This window comes from Gaetbulibacter aestuarii, from assembly GCF_039537665.1.
Lineage (GTDB): Bacteria > Bacteroidota > Bacteroidia > Flavobacteriales > Flavobacteriaceae > Gaetbulibacter_A > Gaetbulibacter_A aestuarii.
On the sequence record NZ_BAABAY010000001.1, the window covers coordinates 1,295,634 to 1,314,069 of the forward strand.

The following is an 18,436-nucleotide window of genomic DNA, read 5'->3' on the forward strand; positions in this document are numbered from 1 at the left end:
ATTGCTTAATGAAAGGCCCTTTATTTTACTCGAAAATCTTACTCTTTGGTGAGTATGGTATCATCAAAGATTCCAAAGGTTTGTCCATTCCTTATAACTTCTACAATGGCGCTTTAAAAGTGGATAAAAATCCTTCGGAGAAGGCCATAAAATCAAATGAAGGTTTGAAGCGATTTGCGGCATATCTGGAAAACATTGATGACAGTCTGGTGCAGTTTGATATGGACGCTTTGAATCACGATCTTGATGAAGGCATGTATTTTGATTCTTCCATTCCGCAAGGGTATGGTGTAGGTAGTAGTGGTGCTTTAGTGGCTGCCATTTATTATAATTATGCCAAAGATAAAATTACAGTACTGGAGAATTTAACACGCGAAAAGCTGTTGAATTTGAAGGCTATTTTTGCGGAAATGGAGTCATTTTTTCACGGTAAATCTTCTGGTCTTGATCCTTTAAACAGTTATTTGAGTATCCCAATTCTGATTAATTCTAAAGATAATATCGAGGCTACCGGAATTCCAGCACAGCAAAGTAATGGTAAAGGAGCCGTATTCTTAATTGATAGTGGTGTTATTGGCGAAACTGCTCCGATGGTAAGTATTTTTATGGAAAACATGAAGCAGGAAGGTTTCCGTAACATGTTGAAGGATCAATTCATAAAACATACGGATGCCTGCGTTGAAGATTTCCTTACCGGAAACATCAAATCCTTATTCAAAAACACCAAACAATTATCCAAGGTTGTTCTTAATCACTTTAAACCAATGATTCCCACGCAATTCCACGACCTTTGGAAAAAAGGCCTGGAAACGAACCAGTATTATTTGAAGTTATGCGGATCTGGTGGTGGTGGTTATATTTTAGGATTTACCGAGGATATCGAAAAAGCAAAACAGGCTCTCGCCGGTTACAAATTAGAGGTTGTTTATAATTTCTAGAAGTATTTTTATTCTTCTCACTAAAAGGTCCGCAAGGGCAATTATTAAATAAGGACCTGGTATGACAGCTACAAAACAGAAACATATCATTCTTAAGTTTTTTAGTATGTTCTCTGCAGTGCGTGGCTACAATATTTTGGTGATGGTTATTGCCCAATACCTGGCTTCCATCTATATCATGGCGCACGATAAACCTTTAAGATCTGTGCTTTTTGATGAAAATTTACTCATGTTGGTTTTAGCATCTGCTGCTACGATTGCGGGTGGTTATATTATCAACAACTTTTACGATTCTGAAAAAGACCTGATCAACCGCCCCTTGAAAACCCAATTGGACCAATTCGTAAGTCAGAATACCAAACTATCTTTCTATTTTGTGCTTAATTTTGCAGCCGTAATCATGGCAAGTTATGTATCGTTTAATGCGGTGCTATTCTTTTCAGGTTATATTTTTGGAATTTGGTTTTATTCACACAAACTTAAAAAGTTGCCTTTTGTTGGGAATTTAACTTCGGCGATCCTCACGATCACCCCATTTTTTGCGATTTTCCTGTATTATAAGAATTTCGAAACGGTCATTTTTATTCACGCAATGTATTTATTCTTATTGATTTCCATGCGAGAACTCACCAAAGATCTGGAAAATATTAAAGGAGATCTGGTTCAAAATTATCAAACCATACCGGTAGTTTATGGTGAAAAAGTGTCAAAAATTATGCTTACTATTTTAGCGATACTCACTTTGATCCCAACGTATTTGCTATTGAATTATTTCGATGTTGGTTACATGTACCTCTACTTCTATTTTAGTACATTTTTGCTTTTGGTATTTCTTTGGGTATTGCGTTTATCTAAAAGAAAATTACATTACCTGATTCTCCATAACATCCTCAAATTCATTATCGTTTCCGGTGTGTTTTGTATTGTTTTAATCAAGGTTAGCGTTGTTTTAAATCGGATTTAGTAAATTATAGGGATTAAAATCGTTAGTGATTAATTTAACTATATCTTTGCAAAAAAATTCAGAAGTAATGAGCAGACATCAAGGGAGTAAGGGAAAAGGAAAAGCTTCAGGACGCGGTATGGATAATAAGCGTTCCAAGAGTTACGCACGCGGAAATGCCCCTGTAAAAAAATCAACAGGAACTCCTAAAAAGGCATCCGATTCCAATGAAATCAGATTGAATAAATATGTGGCCAATGCGGGTATTTGTTCCCGTAGGGAAGCTGATGTGCATATTGCAACCGGTTTGGTAACCGTAAATGGCAAGGTGGTTACAGAAATGGGCTATAAAGTAAAACTCAATGATGACGTTCGCTTTGATGGGTCTCGAATCAATCCTGAAAAAAAAGCCTATGTGCTTCTTAATAAGCCTAAAGGTTTCGCAACAACAACCAGCGATAGCAAAGGACCAACGGTTATGGATTTAGTAGCGAATGCAACCAAGTCGGATATTAAGCCAATTGGACGTTTAGGACGTAATTCTAAGGGTTTAATATTGTTTACCAATGACGATAAAATACACGATAAATTTACCAATTCTAAACACGGTGTGCCGCGACTATTTCATATTGAACTGGATAAGAATTTGAAGTTGGAGGATTTGAAAAAGATTGAAAGTGGTTTTAAGATCGATGGTAAGTTAATAACCGTTGAAGAGATCAGTTACATTGATGGTGCTTCGAAAAAGGAAATTGGTTTGAAAATCAAGAATACCGGAAACAGCATCATTCGAACTATTTTTGAACACTTTAATTACAATATCATCAGCATCGATTGTGTAGCTATTGCACATCTTACTAAAAAAGATATTCCTCGAGGCCACTGGAAACATTTGAGCAAGCAGGAATTGAATCAGTTGCAAATGTTGTAGAAATAAAGTTATTTCGAGAGTAGCGAAGCAATCCTTGGAAAGAGATTACCACGTCACTGCGTTTCTCGCAATAACAAAAAGGACCGTCATTGCGAGAGAAGCGAAGCAATCTGTTTCATGAGATTACCAAATTATTACCTTCCTGGCCATGACCAGGCTTCGTTTTCCTTTCTAATCATTCTCAAAATTCATAGCATAGGTAAAATAATCGTAATCCTTCGTCTTGGGTAATTTGTATTTATAGGTCGTTTCCATTCGAATCTCCAGCTTAATATAGCCCTTTAAGCCTACTATGCCATCTTCAAAGGGATCCTGATTCAGCACCAGAAAAGCGTGTTCAATGAATTGCTTTTCTGTAACGTGCTCGGTACTGGGTTTTATCCATAATTGAAAACTGTGATTCGTAACCTTTAAACTTCTTTCAATTTGTATTTGGGTCTCGTCACCGCAATTGCCATCTGAGTTTTCCAGTTTCAGAATCATACAATTTTCATTGATTTTAAGGATCGAGAATTTCCTACCTATTTGATCCTCTTTAGGATGATTAGAAAATATCAGGTTATTTTTTTTTAGATACTTCGAATTTTTATCGATTGAAATAGTTTGGGAATAACTGACTTGTACAATAAACAATGTCAAGACCAGCCATAGAACGGACTTGAATTTAAACATGATGGTTTTTGGTTTATTAATAGCAGTATCTAAGATATTAAAAATCAATTAAATACAGATGTTAAAAAACGAATTTTTGAATGTTGTGGTTTAGATTATCCTATTATTTTAAAACGCTATGCCACTTATCGCTCTCGGCATAATCTTTAAGGACTTGATTTCTATTGATCAATAAACGAGTCATGTACCATTTTAAAAATAAGATGTTGGCCAGCCTTCCGAAGATTCCCAGGGGTGCCTGATAATAAAAGAATTCGGTCATTATGGTTTGTTGTTTGAAGGTAATAAAAACATGCTCGTGCCTCATGGTTTTGAAAGGACCTGTAACCATTTCGTCTACAAAAAAATGAGGCTGATCGAATTCCGTTATTTTAGAACGAAGCTTAAGGTATACGCCAAAGTGTTTAGCACGCCATGTTACGGAATCATTTAATTCTAAAAGCCCCGTTGTTTTACCATCAATAGCTTTTTCTCTGGTATGCAATAAGGAAATTCTGTGTAAATCAACACTTCGTGCCAGATCAAAAACGATGGCTTGTTTCGCTTTAATTACGGTTTTTAATTCGATGATCGGCATTTAGTGGTTGAGGTTTTCTAGCGTATTCTGGTTTGTTTATGGTTGTAAATCAAGATGTTATAGAGCGCGATTGATTTCTGAAAACAATATAGTGAAAACTTAAGAAAATTCGTATAATTAAATTAAATAAGAAAGCTTTTTTCTGAATTTAGTGCTGTTTCTCGTTGTATTTTAATTTTCTTAAAACTTACGGATTCGCGTTAGGGATTGTAGTGAAAAGCCCACAGCGCTAAAGCGCGAGGACTTGCAACGGAAAGCCCGACCCGCAGGGGAACGCCCAAAAAATTATTTTACAAAACGATTGCTGTGTTAAAAAATAATTTACATTTGCGGCTCGCTTAGCTGAACAATTTGAAACCTGTTTCTATGTTCGGGCTTTTGAAATTCAGGAAGTCATATTCAAAAGCAGCTTACAGATTAAGCAACCGAATTTTAAAGCTAACTTCCGCTACCTCAATCCATGCCGCGCCAAACGGCTTTGGCTTGGTGCCTATAACTCAAAATCAAATACGTATTTGATTGGTTTTGTTTTTCTCATTGTTTACTTTTAAGGAGCAAAACTAATTTAAAAACTATTTTTACTACACATTGAATACGAAATACATTGATTTAATAAATCAGACATTTGATTTTCCTCAGGAAGAATTTAAAGTTGAAAAGGGGCAACTACAGTTTCACGATATTGATTTGATGGCTTTAACTGAAACCTATGGGGCGCCTCTAAAGTTTACTTATTTACCGCAAATTTCGAATAATATTAACCGCGCTAAAAGGTGGTTTGACGAAGCTATTAAAAAGCATAAATACAAAGGAAAGTATTACTATTGTTATTGTACCAAAAGTTCTCATTTTAAACATGTTTTGGATGAGGCTTTGAAAAATGACATTCATATTGAAACGTCTTCGGCTTTTGATATTGATATTGTTGAACAGTTGAAAGCCACGGGTAAAATTACGGATGATACCTACGTCATTAGTAACGGTTTTAAACGTGCTCAATACGTTACCAATATTGCGCGATTGATCAATAACGGTCATAAAAATGCGATTCCGATTATTGATAACTACGAGGAGATCGACCTGCTTTCACAAGAAATTAAAGGCCACTTTAATGTGGGAATTCGGATTGCTTCCGAAGAGGAACCTAAATTTGAATTCTATACCTCGCGTCTTGGAATTGGTTACAAAAATATTTTACCATTTTATAAAAGTCAGATAGCAACCAACGAAAAAGTGTCACTAAAAATGCTACACTTTTTTATAAATACCGGAATTCGCGATAATGCCTATTACTGGAACGAATTGCTGAAATGTTTGCGCGTTTATATTAGTTTGAAAAAGATTTGTCCCACTTTAGACAGTCTGAATATAGGTGGCGGATTCCCAATAAAAAATTCTCTGGCTTTTGAATTTGATTATGAATATATGATCGATGAGATCATAAATCAGATCCAGCTCACCTGTGAAGAGGAAGGTGTGGATGTTCCCAATATTTTTACCGAATTTGGTAGTTTTACCGTGGGTGAAAGCGGCGGTGCTATTTATGAAGTTTTGTATCAAAAGCAACAGAACGATCGTGAGAAATGGAATATGATTAACTCATCCTTCATTACAACACTTCCTGATACCTGGGCGATTAATAAACGTTTTATTTTATTGCCTATAAATCGTTGGCAGGATAGCTATGAGCGTGTGCTACTGGGCGGTTTAACCTGTGATAGCGACGATTATTACAACAGTGAGCAGCACATGAATGCGATCTATTTGCCAAAGTATCATAAAGAAAAACCGTTGTATATTGGGTTTTTTAATACCGGAGCTTATCAGGAAACGATTGGTGGTTTTGGCGGCTTGCAACACTGCCTGATTCCTTCACCGAAACACATTTTAATAGATAAGGATGCCAGTGGTAAATTGGTTTCCAAAGTGTTTAGTGAGCAACAGGAAAGTGCCGATCTGCTTCAAATTTTAGGGTATGATACCCACAAATAATTCGTAGAAAGATTAAAAGAATACTGAAAAACAGCTTGATTAATACTGAAATATAATTTGATAATGAGTACAAAAGGACCAATTTCTCAATTCATAGAAAAACATTATTTACACTTTAATGCTGCCGCTCTGGTGGATGCTGCAAAAGGTTATGAAGACCAGTTAAACAAGGGTGCGAAAATGCTGGTATCGTTGGCGGGAGCGATGAGTACTGCCGAGCTTGGTAAAAGTTTTGCCGAAATGATCCGCCAGGATAAGGTGCATATTATTTCTTGCACAGGGGCGAATCTTGAAGAAGATATCATGAATTTGGTAGCACACTCACATTACAAACGCGTACCACATTATCGGGATCTTACGCCAAAAGAGGAATGGGGCCTTCTTGAAAAGGGATTAAACCGGGTAACGGATACTTGTATACCTGAAGAAGAGGCGTTTCGTCGTTTGCAAAAACATATTTTTGAAATTTGGAAGGAAGCTGAGGCTAAAGGAGAACGCTACTTGCCGCATGAGTATATGTATAAAATGTTGCTTTCAGGCGTTTTAGAAGCGTATTATGAGATTGATATTAAAGATTCCTGGATGTATGCGGCGGCTGAAAAAAACCTGCCAATTGTTTGTCCGGGTTGGGAAGACAGCACCATGGGTAATATTTTTGCCAGTTATGTGGTAAAAGGTGAGTTGAAAGCCAGTACCATGAAATCGGGTATTGAATACATGACCTTTTTAGCTGATTGGTATACTGCTAATTCAGAAAAAGGTATTGGATTTTTCCAAATTGGTGGTGGTATTGCAGGTGATTTTCCAATTTGTGTAGTGCCTATGTTGTATCAGGATCTGGAACGTACCGATACACCATTCTGGAGTTATTTTTGCCAGATCAGTGATTCTACAACGAGTTACGGATCTTATTCCGGTGCGGTACCTAATGAAAAAATCACCTGGGGTAAATTAGATATTGACACCCCTAAATTTATTGTAGAAAGTGATGCTACTATTGTTGCGCCATTAATTTTTGCTTATCTTTTGGGCATGTAAATTGATGCTAAAAAGAAATTTAAATCCACTAGAATGAAAAATAAGAATGATAACCGGAAACGTGTCATTGTAGATTTTAAAAAACTAACCCCTGAAATCTTAGCGATGTTGGTGGAGAAATATCCTGATGGTTATGATGACGATCAGATCATTTCATTCAGAAATCAACATAACGAAATTATTGAGGCAGTTGAGGTTACCACAGAGGATACCAAATATTTGGTGAAGGTTAGTACCAAGCTTGCCGTAACCATGGAAAACTATGATGAGGACGACTATGAAGATTTTGATACCGACGATCCGGATGCCGTTCAGGATCCTGATATTCCGGATGGCGAACTGGAGGATGACGACGACGATGATAACGATTAACCAATTATAAATACCATGAGAACAGCTGTTTTTAAATCCTACAAAAACGGTTATTTTACGTTTTGGTTTGAAAATGGCGAGGAATTAGCTTTTGAGGAAGTTCATCCGCGCGTTTTAAAACAATACGACCTAAAAAACGATAAGAGTTTAGTTGATACCAATTTCAGAATAACCTTTGTGGAAGACGACTCAGACGATGAAGTTATTTATCGTGTTGAAAGTTTGAAGCCACTTTAATTTTTTATTTGATTCTTTTGCGAGAGTAAGGAGCCCAAGAGGGTTGTTGCAAATTATAGCTCTATGTATACGGTAGTTGCTTACCAGATTGCCAGTGCTATCAGCATAAAGTCAAGCAGAGAAAAGTTGGCCTGGCGATTGCTTTTTCAGGATAGCGACGAACTCTTTTATGCGATATCAGAGGACAAATTCATCTATATTTTTCAATATGGCATAGTCAGTTTTTTTAATATGTCGCCTTCAGAAATGAGTGGTGCGTTGGAACAATTAATCCCGTATTGTTTTCATTATTCCTCTGAAAAACTCTCAGATTCCGTTCAAGTTTCGGTAGAACCCAATACCTTAAAAGTTACTTTCGACACCGTTATTCTGCCAAATTTAGATCAAGAAATGATCCGTTTAGTGCTATTAAACACGTCGCAATCGGTAGCCTTAGATCGGTATTCAGAAATTACGCAAGAGTTACTTGCCGAAACAAATGAGCATACGTTGTTTTTGGAAGAACATGGAAAACTGGATATTTCAGGACATAATTTAAAACGATATATTGGCAGAGTGTTGAATATCAAGAATAAAATTGCTGAGAACCTTTATATTTTTGACTCCCCTGAAATTACCTGGGAGATTGAAGAACTCAATAAATTAAATCAGGATTTAAAGCAAGTCTTTGATCTCAAAGATCATTACAGATTGATTAATGATCGTATTGAAATAATTAAAGAAAATCTGGAGCTTTTTAAAGATATTATGGATCACAATGAAAGCAGCAGGCTGGAGTGGATCATCATTATTCTGATCGTCATTGAAGTCATCGATCTGTTTATAGCCAAACTTGCAAATTGGATCTGAATTTTAAAGGCAGAACAATTTAAGTCACGGATTTTGATCCTTTTTTTATAAAAAGTTCCCAGAGGAAAACACCGTAAACAATGCCGTATTCAATACTAATTATAATGAGATTTTCAGATTTATCGGAGTCATCAACATGCAAGTATGCCAAATAGCTTAGGAATATAACAGCACTCCAAACCAGAGGAAACTTAAAACGTGTAAAAATGCTTAAAAATAAAAGCGTGGCAATATACCAGGGATGCACGGTTGTAGCTGTAAAGTAATAAAAGCTTAGGGCGAAAAGCATTGTGGTAATGAGTTGTGCCATGGTTTTATTTTTTCTAAAAACAGCTAATAGCATGACCGCTAAAAACACGATAATCGCGATCCATTTTCCTATAGTGGCGATCTCATTATAGCCTCGAAACCCATAGCCTATAGCTCTGGCAATGTAATACAAACTGGCATTGAACTCGAACTTTTGAAACCACAGCGCTACAGTATCTAAATAGTTTTCAAAAAAGGAACGGGAGTAAAAAGGAGCAAACAGAGCCAGCGTAATGATTCCAATAATGAAATAAAAAACCAGTAGTCTTTTTACCCTAAGGTGTGAAGGTTCCGTTTCGTTATGCTTATTATGTTTTACCCGGAACCATTGGAAAAATAAGGGTAAAAATAAAAGCGGCATCAATTTTACTGAGATCGATGCTGCAAAAGGAATTGCCGCTAAACCCCATTTTCCAAGATGAAGTAAATACAAACTCCATATTAAAAAGAAGATCATCAAGCCGTCAAAATGTAAATTTCCGGTAAGTTCAATGATGATGAAGGGATTCAGAATATACCAAAATATTAAATGCTCCGGTTTTCCAAGGAGTTTCAATAACTTCTTTCCAAAATAAAGCGTCCCAAAATCAGCAGCGATTAGGATCAATCTCAAGATTATAACAGATCCCAAAATACTTTTATTCGCCAACAGGGCTGCTATGATAAAACACCATTGATTTATTGGTGGATAATTTGAGAGATGACTTGCATTTAAAACACCCATGCCATGATAAAGCGTTTCAGCTTGAGCTACCGGAAACAGACCGCTCGAAATAAAATTTTCAACGTTATGGATAAAAGGATTAAAACCTTCTAAAATAATGCGGCCATCCCAAATAAAACGATAAAAATCCTGAGATAAATTGGGGATACTCAACAAAAAAATAGCCCGAAAACCAAAAGCTAACCATGTTAAGACCTTGGGTTGATCCTTTAGTTTATTGATAAGAATGATAAAGAAAACAAATAAACCGAAGTATAAACTTAGAAGTTTAAAATAATCGGTTCGTTCCAGATCATAAGCAAAACTCCAGTAAAACAAGGTGCTTAAAAGCACTAATAAAATAATCGGTACCTTATTATTTAAGTATGAACTTTTACCTAACATGTATCAAAGATACATTAAAATGAAGTCGGAAATTTTAAACTTTTGAGGTTATCGATTTAAAGAATACATAACCAAAACCGATGAAAAGCATCAGGTGAAATGGGAATAGCCCGAAGTCTCCACCTTGATCACCTACTACAAAGGCACTGTACAATCCGAAACCAAAATACAACATAAGCAAACCTTCAAAAATAACATTCACAGAAATGTTCTTATTGATGTATTTATTAGTTTTCCAATTGTCTTTAAATTTGCTAATGTTAAATTTCGGAGTCCGTACAAATTCACTTTTCTTACCTAAATGGCCTTCAATAACGGCAATGGTATTGTGCAATGAGAAGCCCATCGCGATGGAGAAAAACACGAAGAACATTCCTACATAGCGAATGAAATTCTTAATGCCATCGCCATAAATGTTCCTGTACATGATCCAGTAGCAAATGAAGAAAATTACAGTACTGGTCACAAAGAAACTCATCACTATAAAATATGTCTTTAAATGCGCGTATTCATTTTTAATGTAGAGCATAGGAATACTTAAAATCGCTACGATAAGGATATTCAGGAACATGGTACTATTTAGCAAATGAAGTAATCCATGTACTTTTGTTTTAGCTGATATATTATGACTTTTCAAAACACGCCAAAGCATTTTTCTAAAGTTCTCAGCACCACCTTTATTCCAACGGAACTGTTGCGAGCGCGCCGCACTTATCACAATTGGTAATTCAGCTGGTGTTTCAACATCCTCAAGATATTTGAATTTCCAATTTTTAAGTTGTGCTCTATAACTTAGATCAAGATCCTCTGTTAAGGTATCACCTTCCCAGTTTCCGGCATCGATGATACACGCTTTACGCCAAACACCCGCGGTACCGTTAAAATTGATAAAATGCCCTTTACTGTTTCTACCCACTTGTTCCAGAGTAAAGTGCGCATCCAAGGCAAAAGCTTGTATTTTCGTTAGGATAGAATAGTTTCGGTTGATATGTCCCCAGCGGGTTTGTACCACACCAATATTTGGATTTTTAAAATAAGGAACGGTACGTTTCAGCCAGTCTTCCTCAGGTAGAAAGTCAGAATCAAAAATGGCTATAAATTCACCTTTAGCCGTTTTTAAACCTTCCTTCAATGCTCCAGCTTTAAAGCCTACGCGATTTTCACGCGTCATGTGTTTTATATCAAGTCCAGTCTTTTGTAATTTTTCTATGTGCGCTCGAGTGGTCTCTACAGTTTCATCTGTAGAATCATCCAACACCTGAATTTCCAATTTGTCATTAGGATAATCGATTTTCGCAATATTATCCAATAACCGATCCATAACATACATTTCGTTATACACCGGTAACTGTATGGTGACCATGGGGATCTCATCCGGATTCGAAAAATCGAATTTAACTGAAGTATCCTCCTTACGCTTGGCAGTGAGATAATTAAACAATAAGTTCAGTTGTGCCAACGCATAGGCTAAAATCATGATCAATGCGAAGGTATAAACTACTATAATTATCTTTTCTAAAATCATTTAATACTGTATTTAAAAATCCAACCCAGAATTTTTATGCCTGCAAATATAGCACCTTTTACCGTACCTGAAACTTTTGAAACACCAATTCTGTTTCTATAATGAATTTGAACCTCAGAATATTGTAGTTTTTGTTTCAGGGCTTTAAGTTGCATTTCTACGGTCCAACCATAGGTTTTGTCTTGCATGTTCAGGGCTAAGAGCTTTTCGTATTTAATAGCTCGAAAGGGTCCAAGGTCGGTAAATTTTGCATTAAAAAAAAATCGCATTAAAGTTGTGGCCAGCCAGTTTCCAAAGATCTGTGGTGTGGTCATCGAACCGTTTTCTCTGAGATGTTTGGCGCGAGCGCCGATAACAAAGTCTATGTTTTCTTGCAGAATAGGACGAACAATTTTAGTCAATTCTTCAGGATAATCGCTGTAATCACCATCTAAAAATACCACGATATCCGGTTTTGTTTGCTGTCGGTCGATATAGTCCATCCCTTTTAAACAGGCATAGCCATAGCCTTTATTCGTTTCAGTAAGAACAGTAGCCCCGGCTTTTTCGGCATTGGCTTCCGTAGCATCGGTTGAGCCGTTACTTACAACAATCACTTCATCTACGATTTTTGGAATCTCCTGGATGACGAGTGCGATAGAATCTGCCTCATTGAAGGCGGGAATAATAACTTTAATAACGGCCATGGGTTAAACTTAGGCTGCAAAAATACAATTGTTTAAGGAATTATTTTTTATTAACCAGATCCATTAAATCCACATCGTTCCCTAATAAGATCTCATTGGAATTTATGCGCCCTTTCATGGTATCATTTTCGAGTTTTAAAACACCTCTTGGGCAAACGGCACTGCAAATTCCACAGCCTACACAGCTGGAGCGTACAATATTTTCTCCTTTCTGAGCATATGCACGCACATCGATACCCATTTCACAATAAGTGGAACAATTTCCGCAGGAAATGCATTGCCCGCCATTGGTGGTAATTCTGAATTTTGAAAATAACCGTTGCTGAAATCCTAAAATAGCGGCCATGGGACAACCGAAGCGACACCAAACACGACTGCCAAAAATGGGATAAAAACCGGTGCCGATAACTCCGGAAAAAATAGAACCAATGTAAAGACCGTAGGCGGATCGTAAGGAACTCGCTTTGATCAAAAAGATCTTATCGGTAGTACCGGTATAGTGCATGGCAAAAAGTGAGGCGATAATTACAAAATAACCTATGGCACCGTAGCGGGCATCTTTACCTAAACTGTGCCGTTTAAATATCATAACAAGTGTAAAAACCAGAGTTAGGAGCACCCCAACACCTGTTAAAAAAACGTTTTGAGTTAACCAATAGCGTGAAGGATCTCTACCTAAATAGGTGTAAATAACAGCGGTTGTCATGATCACAGAAAACACCAAAACGGTATGAATTAGCCAGCGCTCCAGCTTCCAGGCTTTCAAAGATTTGTCGCTAAGTTGTCTAAAAGAATCTCCCGCAGTTTCAGCAAGTCCGCCACAACCACAAACCCAGGAGCAATACCAGCGCTTACCATATTTATAGGTTAAAATAGGAGTGATAATGAATATCGAAACGATGCCAAAAATCAGCATGGATAAACCAAGAGTTCCTGAAGATAAAAACCCATTTACAGACCATTGATCGAATAAATAATAATTTAAAGGCCAGATACTTTTTAAATCGTAATAGGGTAAATTATAATTTGGACTTTCGTTCAGGCGCGACATGAATTCCGGAATCAAAAAAGCAAAACCTAATTGAAAGAACATCACAGACATAGTCCGGAGTTTTTCGTAGCGATTATGCCGATATTTTAAAATGAATTTATATCCGAAAATAGTTATAGCCAGGGTGTATAGTGTGCCATAAACAAACCATTGGCTCGCGGGATTCCCGCTTAATAATTTACTCAGCGGATCGAATAAACCCACAAGTCCGGTGTTTTCTCCACCATCCGATGCTAGTCCCAGAAGATTTGGGTAAAAGTATAGTACGATATAAAATAAGGTGAGCACAATTCCTAAAATCCAACTTATGGTGCCACGGGACGTTATAGCTTTAAACCAAACACCATCATTTTTAATACCTTCATGTTTGTTTAAATAGAGGTCGTGCGTAAATAATACAACACCCAAAGTTATCAGGCCTAAAGCTAAAGTAAGAAACAGACCTTGATGGGGAAAGCTTGTGTTCAAAAGGGCTAAAAGTAAAATAAACAATCCGGAGGTCCCCAAAGCAACAGCACCCTTTTGTTTGGATGACAAAGGTTGAGCGTCGGGTTTAACCAAAGCCATGGAGGTATTTAGTTTTAAACTCATAGGTTTACAGTATCATAGTTTTTTAAGTAGGCTTTTTTAATGTCATTTTCGAAATGTGCATAAAACTCAGGATCAAAATTTGCTTCAGCTAAATGATCGATCACAAAATCGATATCCCGTTTTTCAGTAAGCCACCGATCAAAAACCTCATGACCCATCCGAATACCAAACGTATTGATGCCTAGAAGTGTTCTCTCAGTTTTATGATAAGCCAGGGTTATGCATTTTGTTTTGTCGTTATGTTCCCAATGAAAATGAACTTCATGGTCGGAAGGTTTGGATGACACCCAACCGTAAGTTTGATATTCAATATCAAAGAATTTAGCCGAATTAAACCAATGCCCGGGATTGTATTTCATCCGATTTCCACAGATGGTTTGAGCTAAAGTTTCACCCATCATACGACCGGTATACCAAACGGCTTCAACAGGTTTTCGTCGCCCAATGGCTTCTTCTTGCTCAGCACAATCACCAATGGCATAAACAGCTTCCACATTCGTTTCTAAATAGCGGTTTACTATCACACCACGATGCGTTTTTATTCCGGAATCCTTTAAGAAATCAATATTCGGTGAAACGCCGGGAGTCAGACCAACGAGATTACAGGGAATTTCTTCGTTTGTTTCTGCGATCACAATAGATTTCACTGTGCCATTCTCATCGGCTTTAATTTCTTTTAAATTTGAATTTAGTCGCAGATCAATCCCATGACTTATTATATGTTGTGTGATCATCTTACTATCTCCTTCAGGGAGAACATTGCCCCAAAAACCGGATTCTCGCACTAAAAAAGTAACAGGAATATTTCGGGTATTAAGCATTTCTGCCAATTCTACCCCAATCAAACCACCACCAACAATTACAGCACGCTGGCACACTTTATTGTTTGGCGCATAAATTTCCAGATTCTCCAGATCTTGCTTATGATACAAGCCGGTAACACCCTTTAGATCTTGTCCGGGCCAACCAAATTTATTGGGTTTACTTCCTGTAGCGATAATGAGTTTATCGTAATGTATTGTACTGCCATCATCTAAATGAAGCATTTTATTTTCCGGTGTGATGTGGTTTACAAAACCTTGTTTAAGATCGATACGATTTTTTTTCCAGAACCAATTTTCATAAGGTTGGGTCTGCTCAAAGGTCATATGCCCCATGTAAACATACATCAAGGCTGTTCGTGAGAAAAAAAAGGGGGTTTCAGTTGAAATGATTGTTATTTTCTTATCAGAATTCTTGCGGATATGCCGTGCTGCAGTTACACCTGCAATTCCATTTCCTATAATAACAATGTGCTCCATAAAGGCGATTTGTTGTGAATCAGTCGAAGTTAAAGATAAGAACTTAACAGAAGTTTAATTTAAAAACCGAATAATTTTTGAAAATGGATTAGTATCTTTCCCTAAAGCTTAGGCTTATTATGAGATCAAAAATAGCCAAATACCTGTCTGTTATATTATGTTTTATTCTGGCATCCTGTGGTGGCCAGACTAAAAAAATTGATGGCGTTAGTTTCGTGGCTTCCCGTGATGCTATTGATGCACAACATATTCAACCGGTTATTAATTTAAATGCTAATTATGCCTCGGTAATGCCTTTCGGATTTATACGCGATCTGAAACATCCGGAACTCATTTTTAACACGGAGCGCCAATGGTTTGGTGAGCGGGTTGAAGGTGTGAAGCAATACATAAAAGTATTGCAGGATCATGATATTCAGGTCATGTTAAAACCTCAGATCTGGGTATGGCGCGGTGAATTTACCGGTCAAATAACCATGGCGAGTGAAGCCGATTGGAAAACTTTTGAGAAATCCTATTCAAACTTTATTTTAACCTACGCGAAACTGGCAGAACAACTTCATGTATCCTTGTTTTGTATAGGTACTGAGCTAAAGAACTTTACGCATGAGCGTCCTCAATTTTGGAAGGACCTAATTTCGAAAATTAGAGTTGTTTATAAAGGGAAATTAACTTATGCGGCTAATTGGAATGAGTATGAAACAGTGCCGTTCTGGAGTGATCTGGATTATGTTGGCATAGACGCTTATTTTCCGGTGAGTGATAAAAAAATGCCCAGTGTAGAAGATTGTTTAGCGGGATGGGAAAAATATAAACCTGAAATTAAGGCCTTATCTGATCAGGTTAAGAAATCCGTTTTATTTACTGAATACGGTTATCGCAGTGTCGATTACACCGGGAAAGCGCCCTGGGTGAGCGACCGTAATATGAAGGGTGTTAATGTTAAGGCTCAATACAATGCTACTGAGGCGCTGTTTAAAACCTTTTGGAATGAATCCTGGTTTTCTGGAGGTTTTCTGTGGAAGTGGTTTCATGATCACGACAGGGTAGGAGGTGAAAATAATACCATGTATACCCCACAGAACAAGCCGGTAGAAGCCCTGATCAAAAAACAATACAGCTTAAATGGCTAATATCTAAGCAAAATTTTAAAATCAATTTATTCATGCGAACTTTTGTTGTAGGCGACATTCATGGCGGACTCAAAGCCTTGATTCAACTTTTAAATACTATGGAAATTACTGAGGAAGACCAACTCATCTTTTTGGGTGACTATGTTGATGGTTGGTCGGAGTCGGCCCAGGTGATTCAGTTTTTAATGGAATTAGAAAATAAGTTCTCGTGTATCTTCATCAAAGGCAACCATGATATTTGGTGCGAAAATTGGTTGGAGGATGGCACCGTAAATCCTTCCTGGTATATTCATGGCGGTAAAGCTACCATGGAAAGTTATGCTGATTTTTCAAAAGAAGCTAAACATGAACATTTGAAATTTTTCAAAACGATGAAATCCTATTATTTAGATGCTGATAATCGTTTGTTCATTCACGCCGGATTTACCTCGATGCACGGCGTGGAAAAAGAAGTGAATACGGGTACTTTTTTTTACGATCGAACACTTTGGGAAATGGCCCTGGCCCTGGATGAAAACATTAAAAAGGACAACCCTAATTACCCCAACCGTTTAAAGCATTACAACGAAATTTATATCGGGCATACCCCTACGATTCGCTATGATTCTGAAATGCCAATGCAAGCGGCCACCATTTGGAATATGGATACCGGAGCAGCGTTTACCGGCCGGTTATCTGCTATGAATATCGATACAAAGGCTGTTTATCAAAGTGATCCCTTACCAAGATTATATCCAAAGGAAAAAGGTCGAAATTAAGATTGCAAAACATGCTTTTTGTAATATTCATTCAAATGCATAGCAGAAGCTCCAAAGAACTTTTTTAAATGAATTACAGCATAATAGTACTGCAGTTTCCAAACGCCGTGAGACCTGTACGTTCGAGCCGAAGTAATGAGCCACTTATTGATTACAACAAAAGACTTTCGTTTGTATAATTTCCTGATGAGGTCGTTGTCTTCGTATATAAAGAAGGTCTCGTCGTAACCTCCAACGTCATTAAACAGGGTTTTGGTAACAAATAGACTTTGGTCGCCGCCACGGCAAGCTGGAAAAGGTAGTTGCGTAAGCCAACCAGCCAATTTCAGCCAAAAGTGATTACTGTCGAATTTCATTTTGAAACATCCTGCTTTATTTCCTTTGGAAACCTCATTAAGAATCAAATGATCGAAATTTTTAGGAGGTAGTGAATCTGCATGTAAAAAATAAAGGATCTCGCCCTGAGCTTTTCTTGCACCGAGATTCATTTGTTTCGCACGACCCTTTTCAGAATTAAAAACATGAATGTTCTGAGTGTTTTTCAGCAATTTTAATGTGTCATCATCACTTCCGCCATCTACAAAAATGAGCTCCGTAGTTTTTGGGTTTGATATGTTTTGGGTGAGATGTTCCAAAAGTTTAGGTATGGTATTCACCTCGTTTAAAACCGGTATGATGATGGAAATCTTAATCATTCAAATCCCAATTGTAGTTTTTAAATCGGATGCGCGCGTTTTTTGAAACTTCAATATCGGCAAAACGATTTAGAAAATCAATGAGGCTCCCATGTTGTTCAAAATCACTTCGGAACCATTGAAATATTTTGGAGATTTCTATACTGTTTTCTGAAAGGTCATTGCGTTTTGGATCATTGATGAAATCTTTCGCAGCTTGATCCAATTGATCGTTCAAATGATCTGGTTTATAGGCGGAGTTCCTCAATTTCGGACAGGAATATGAAGCACAAACGATTGCAAAATGAATGCGTGGTTCCTGCATTTTACGCAGTATCTGGTGCTCTATAAAATCCAGATCGTAGGTTTTATCATCCAAAGTCCACAGTTCTTGTTTCCAGGGATTTCGAATATCCTTAATACTATTTACAGGATCATGTCTTAAAATGAGATCTATCGTTAGCGCATTATACGCGTTGATCCAATAGGCTAATGTTTCCGGTTTCGACCAATTGCTTTGAGGTGTTTGTTTGCCTAAAATTGTAATGTAATTTTTTAAGGCAGGCCAGTCCTTTTTAAAACCCCGGTAGTTTACATGACCATCGTTAGAAACGTGCTTTTGAAGCAGGTTTGTCCAAAGCATATGGTTCACCTTTTGTGCTGTTTTAGGTTGAATAGCATCCGAATCCAAAGCGGTCTTCGGAAACACAACAAAACTGAGTAAAAAAAGCATAGATAAAACTTTCATCTT

General features: G+C 37.2%; 19 protein-coding genes. 10 read left to right on the top strand and 9 right to left on the bottom strand.

Translation table 11 applies throughout. The features are described from left to right. The first annotated feature begins 8 nt into the window (after positions 1-8). From ABD682_RS05790 to ABD682_RS05800, 3 genes are all read left to right on the top strand, one after another. Entirely contained in the window at positions 9-938 is a 930-nt protein-coding gene (locus ABD682_RS05790; RefSeq protein WP_344740000.1) for a mevalonate kinase family protein, read from the top strand. A 61-nt stretch (positions 939-999) separates the two neighbouring features. Beyond that, on the top strand, positions 1,000-1,902 hold the full coding sequence (locus ABD682_RS05795; protein ID WP_344740002.1) for a geranylgeranylglycerol-phosphate geranylgeranyltransferase: 903 nt from the start codon (positions 1,000-1,002) through the stop codon (positions 1,900-1,902). Between the two features lie 67 nt (positions 1,903-1,969). After that, the gene (locus tag ABD682_RS05800; protein ID WP_344740004.1) at positions 1,970-2,812 is read left to right on the top strand and encodes a pseudouridine synthase; all 843 of its coding nucleotides are present in this window, start codon (positions 1,970-1,972) and stop codon (positions 2,810-2,812) included. Between the two features lie 171 nt (positions 2,813-2,983). On the opposite strand, the gene ABD682_RS05805 is transcribed toward ABD682_RS05800, so the two are convergent. After that, positions 2,984-3,295 (bottom strand): hypothetical protein, encoded by a 312-nt coding sequence (locus ABD682_RS05805; protein WP_344740006.1) that lies wholly within the window; start codon positions 3,293-3,295, stop codon positions 2,984-2,986. 292 nt (positions 3,296-3,587) lie between these two features. Next, positions 3,588-4,061: an SRPBCC family protein gene (locus ABD682_RS05810; protein ID WP_344740008.1), complete on the bottom strand. Its 474-nt coding sequence runs from the start codon at positions 4,059-4,061 to the stop codon at positions 3,588-3,590. 588 nt (positions 4,062-4,649) lie between these two features. On the opposite strand from ABD682_RS05810, the gene ABD682_RS05815 reads away from it, so the two are divergent. The 5 genes from ABD682_RS05815 (at position 4,650) to ABD682_RS05835 (ending at position 8,549) form a co-directional block, all read left to right on the top strand. Beyond that, positions 4,650-6,053, top strand: a complete 1,404-nt coding sequence (locus ABD682_RS05815) for a type III PLP-dependent enzyme domain-containing protein (protein WP_344740010.1) — start codon at positions 4,650-4,652, stop codon at positions 6,051-6,053. A 63-nt stretch (positions 6,054-6,116) separates the two neighbouring features. Further along, entirely contained in the window at positions 6,117-7,091 is a 975-nt protein-coding gene (locus ABD682_RS05820; RefSeq protein ID WP_344740013.1) for a deoxyhypusine synthase family protein, read from the top strand. Between the two features lie 33 nt (positions 7,092-7,124). After that, positions 7,125-7,463 (top strand): hypothetical protein, encoded by a 339-nt coding sequence (locus tag ABD682_RS05825; RefSeq protein WP_344740015.1) that lies wholly within the window; start codon positions 7,125-7,127, stop codon positions 7,461-7,463. A 15-nt stretch (positions 7,464-7,478) separates the two neighbouring features. Continuing rightward, positions 7,479-7,700: a hypothetical protein gene (locus ABD682_RS05830; RefSeq protein ID WP_344740017.1), complete on the top strand. Its 222-nt coding sequence runs from the start codon at positions 7,479-7,481 to the stop codon at positions 7,698-7,700. 63 nt (positions 7,701-7,763) lie between these two features. Further along, a complete protein-coding gene (locus ABD682_RS05835; RefSeq protein WP_344740019.1) occupies positions 7,764-8,549 on the top strand; it encodes an RMD1 family protein in 786 nt (261 codons plus the stop codon). A gap of 19 nt (positions 8,550-8,568) precedes the next feature. On the opposite strand, the gene ABD682_RS05840 is transcribed toward ABD682_RS05835, so the two are convergent. From ABD682_RS05840 to ABD682_RS05860, 5 genes are read right to left on the bottom strand one after another with little or no spacing between them, the layout of a single operon-like run. Continuing rightward, the gene (locus ABD682_RS05840; protein ID WP_344740021.1) at positions 8,569-9,966 is read right to left on the bottom strand and encodes an MptA/MptB family glycosyltransferase; all 1,398 of its coding nucleotides are present in this window, start codon (positions 9,964-9,966) and stop codon (positions 8,569-8,571) included. 34 nt (positions 9,967-10,000) lie between these two features. Further along, complete coding sequence (locus ABD682_RS05845; RefSeq protein WP_344740023.1) at positions 10,001-11,491, bottom strand: cellulose synthase family protein; 1,491 nt, start codon at positions 11,489-11,491, stop codon at positions 10,001-10,003. Further along, positions 11,488-12,177: a glycosyltransferase family 2 protein gene (locus tag ABD682_RS05850; RefSeq protein ID WP_344740025.1), complete on the bottom strand. Its 690-nt coding sequence runs from the start codon at positions 12,175-12,177 to the stop codon at positions 11,488-11,490. The genes ABD682_RS05845 and ABD682_RS05850 overlap by 4 nt, the downstream gene beginning before the upstream one ends. A 40-nt stretch (positions 12,178-12,217) precedes the next feature. After that, positions 12,218-13,819 carry a 4Fe-4S binding protein gene (locus tag ABD682_RS05855; protein WP_344740027.1) on the bottom strand — a complete coding sequence of 534 codons (1,602 nt, stop codon included), beginning with the start codon at positions 13,817-13,819 and terminating at the stop codon, positions 12,218-12,220. Then, positions 13,816-15,120 carry an NAD(P)/FAD-dependent oxidoreductase gene (locus ABD682_RS05860; protein WP_344740029.1) on the bottom strand — a complete coding sequence of 435 codons (1,305 nt, stop codon included), beginning with the start codon at positions 15,118-15,120 and terminating at the stop codon, positions 13,816-13,818. The genes ABD682_RS05855 and ABD682_RS05860 overlap by 4 nt, the downstream gene beginning before the upstream one ends. Before the next feature lie 119 nt (positions 15,121-15,239). On the opposite strand from ABD682_RS05860, the gene ABD682_RS05865 reads away from it, so the two are divergent. Together ABD682_RS05865 and ABD682_RS05870 are read left to right on the top strand one after the other, a co-directional pair. Continuing rightward, positions 15,240-16,253: a glycoside hydrolase family 113 gene (locus ABD682_RS05865; protein ID WP_344740031.1), complete on the top strand. Its 1,014-nt coding sequence runs from the start codon at positions 15,240-15,242 to the stop codon at positions 16,251-16,253. A 32-nt stretch (positions 16,254-16,285) separates the two neighbouring features. Beyond that, complete coding sequence (locus ABD682_RS05870) at positions 16,286-17,011, top strand: metallophosphoesterase family protein (protein WP_344740033.1); 726 nt, start codon at positions 16,286-16,288, stop codon at positions 17,009-17,011. Here the strand turns inward: ABD682_RS05870 and ABD682_RS05875 are convergent. Both ABD682_RS05875 and ABD682_RS05880 read right to left on the bottom strand, forming a co-directional pair. Then, complete coding sequence (locus ABD682_RS05875; protein ID WP_344740035.1) at positions 17,008-17,706, bottom strand: TIGR04283 family arsenosugar biosynthesis glycosyltransferase; 699 nt, start codon at positions 17,704-17,706, stop codon at positions 17,008-17,010. The genes ABD682_RS05870 and ABD682_RS05875 overlap by 4 nt on opposite strands. Continuing rightward, positions 17,699-18,433 carry a DUF547 domain-containing protein gene (locus tag ABD682_RS05880; RefSeq protein ID WP_344740037.1) on the bottom strand — a complete coding sequence of 245 codons (735 nt, stop codon included), beginning with the start codon at positions 18,431-18,433 and terminating at the stop codon, positions 17,699-17,701. Before ABD682_RS05880 ends, ABD682_RS05875 begins: the two co-directional genes overlap by 8 nt. Between the last annotated feature and the right edge of the window lie 3 nt (positions 18,434-18,436).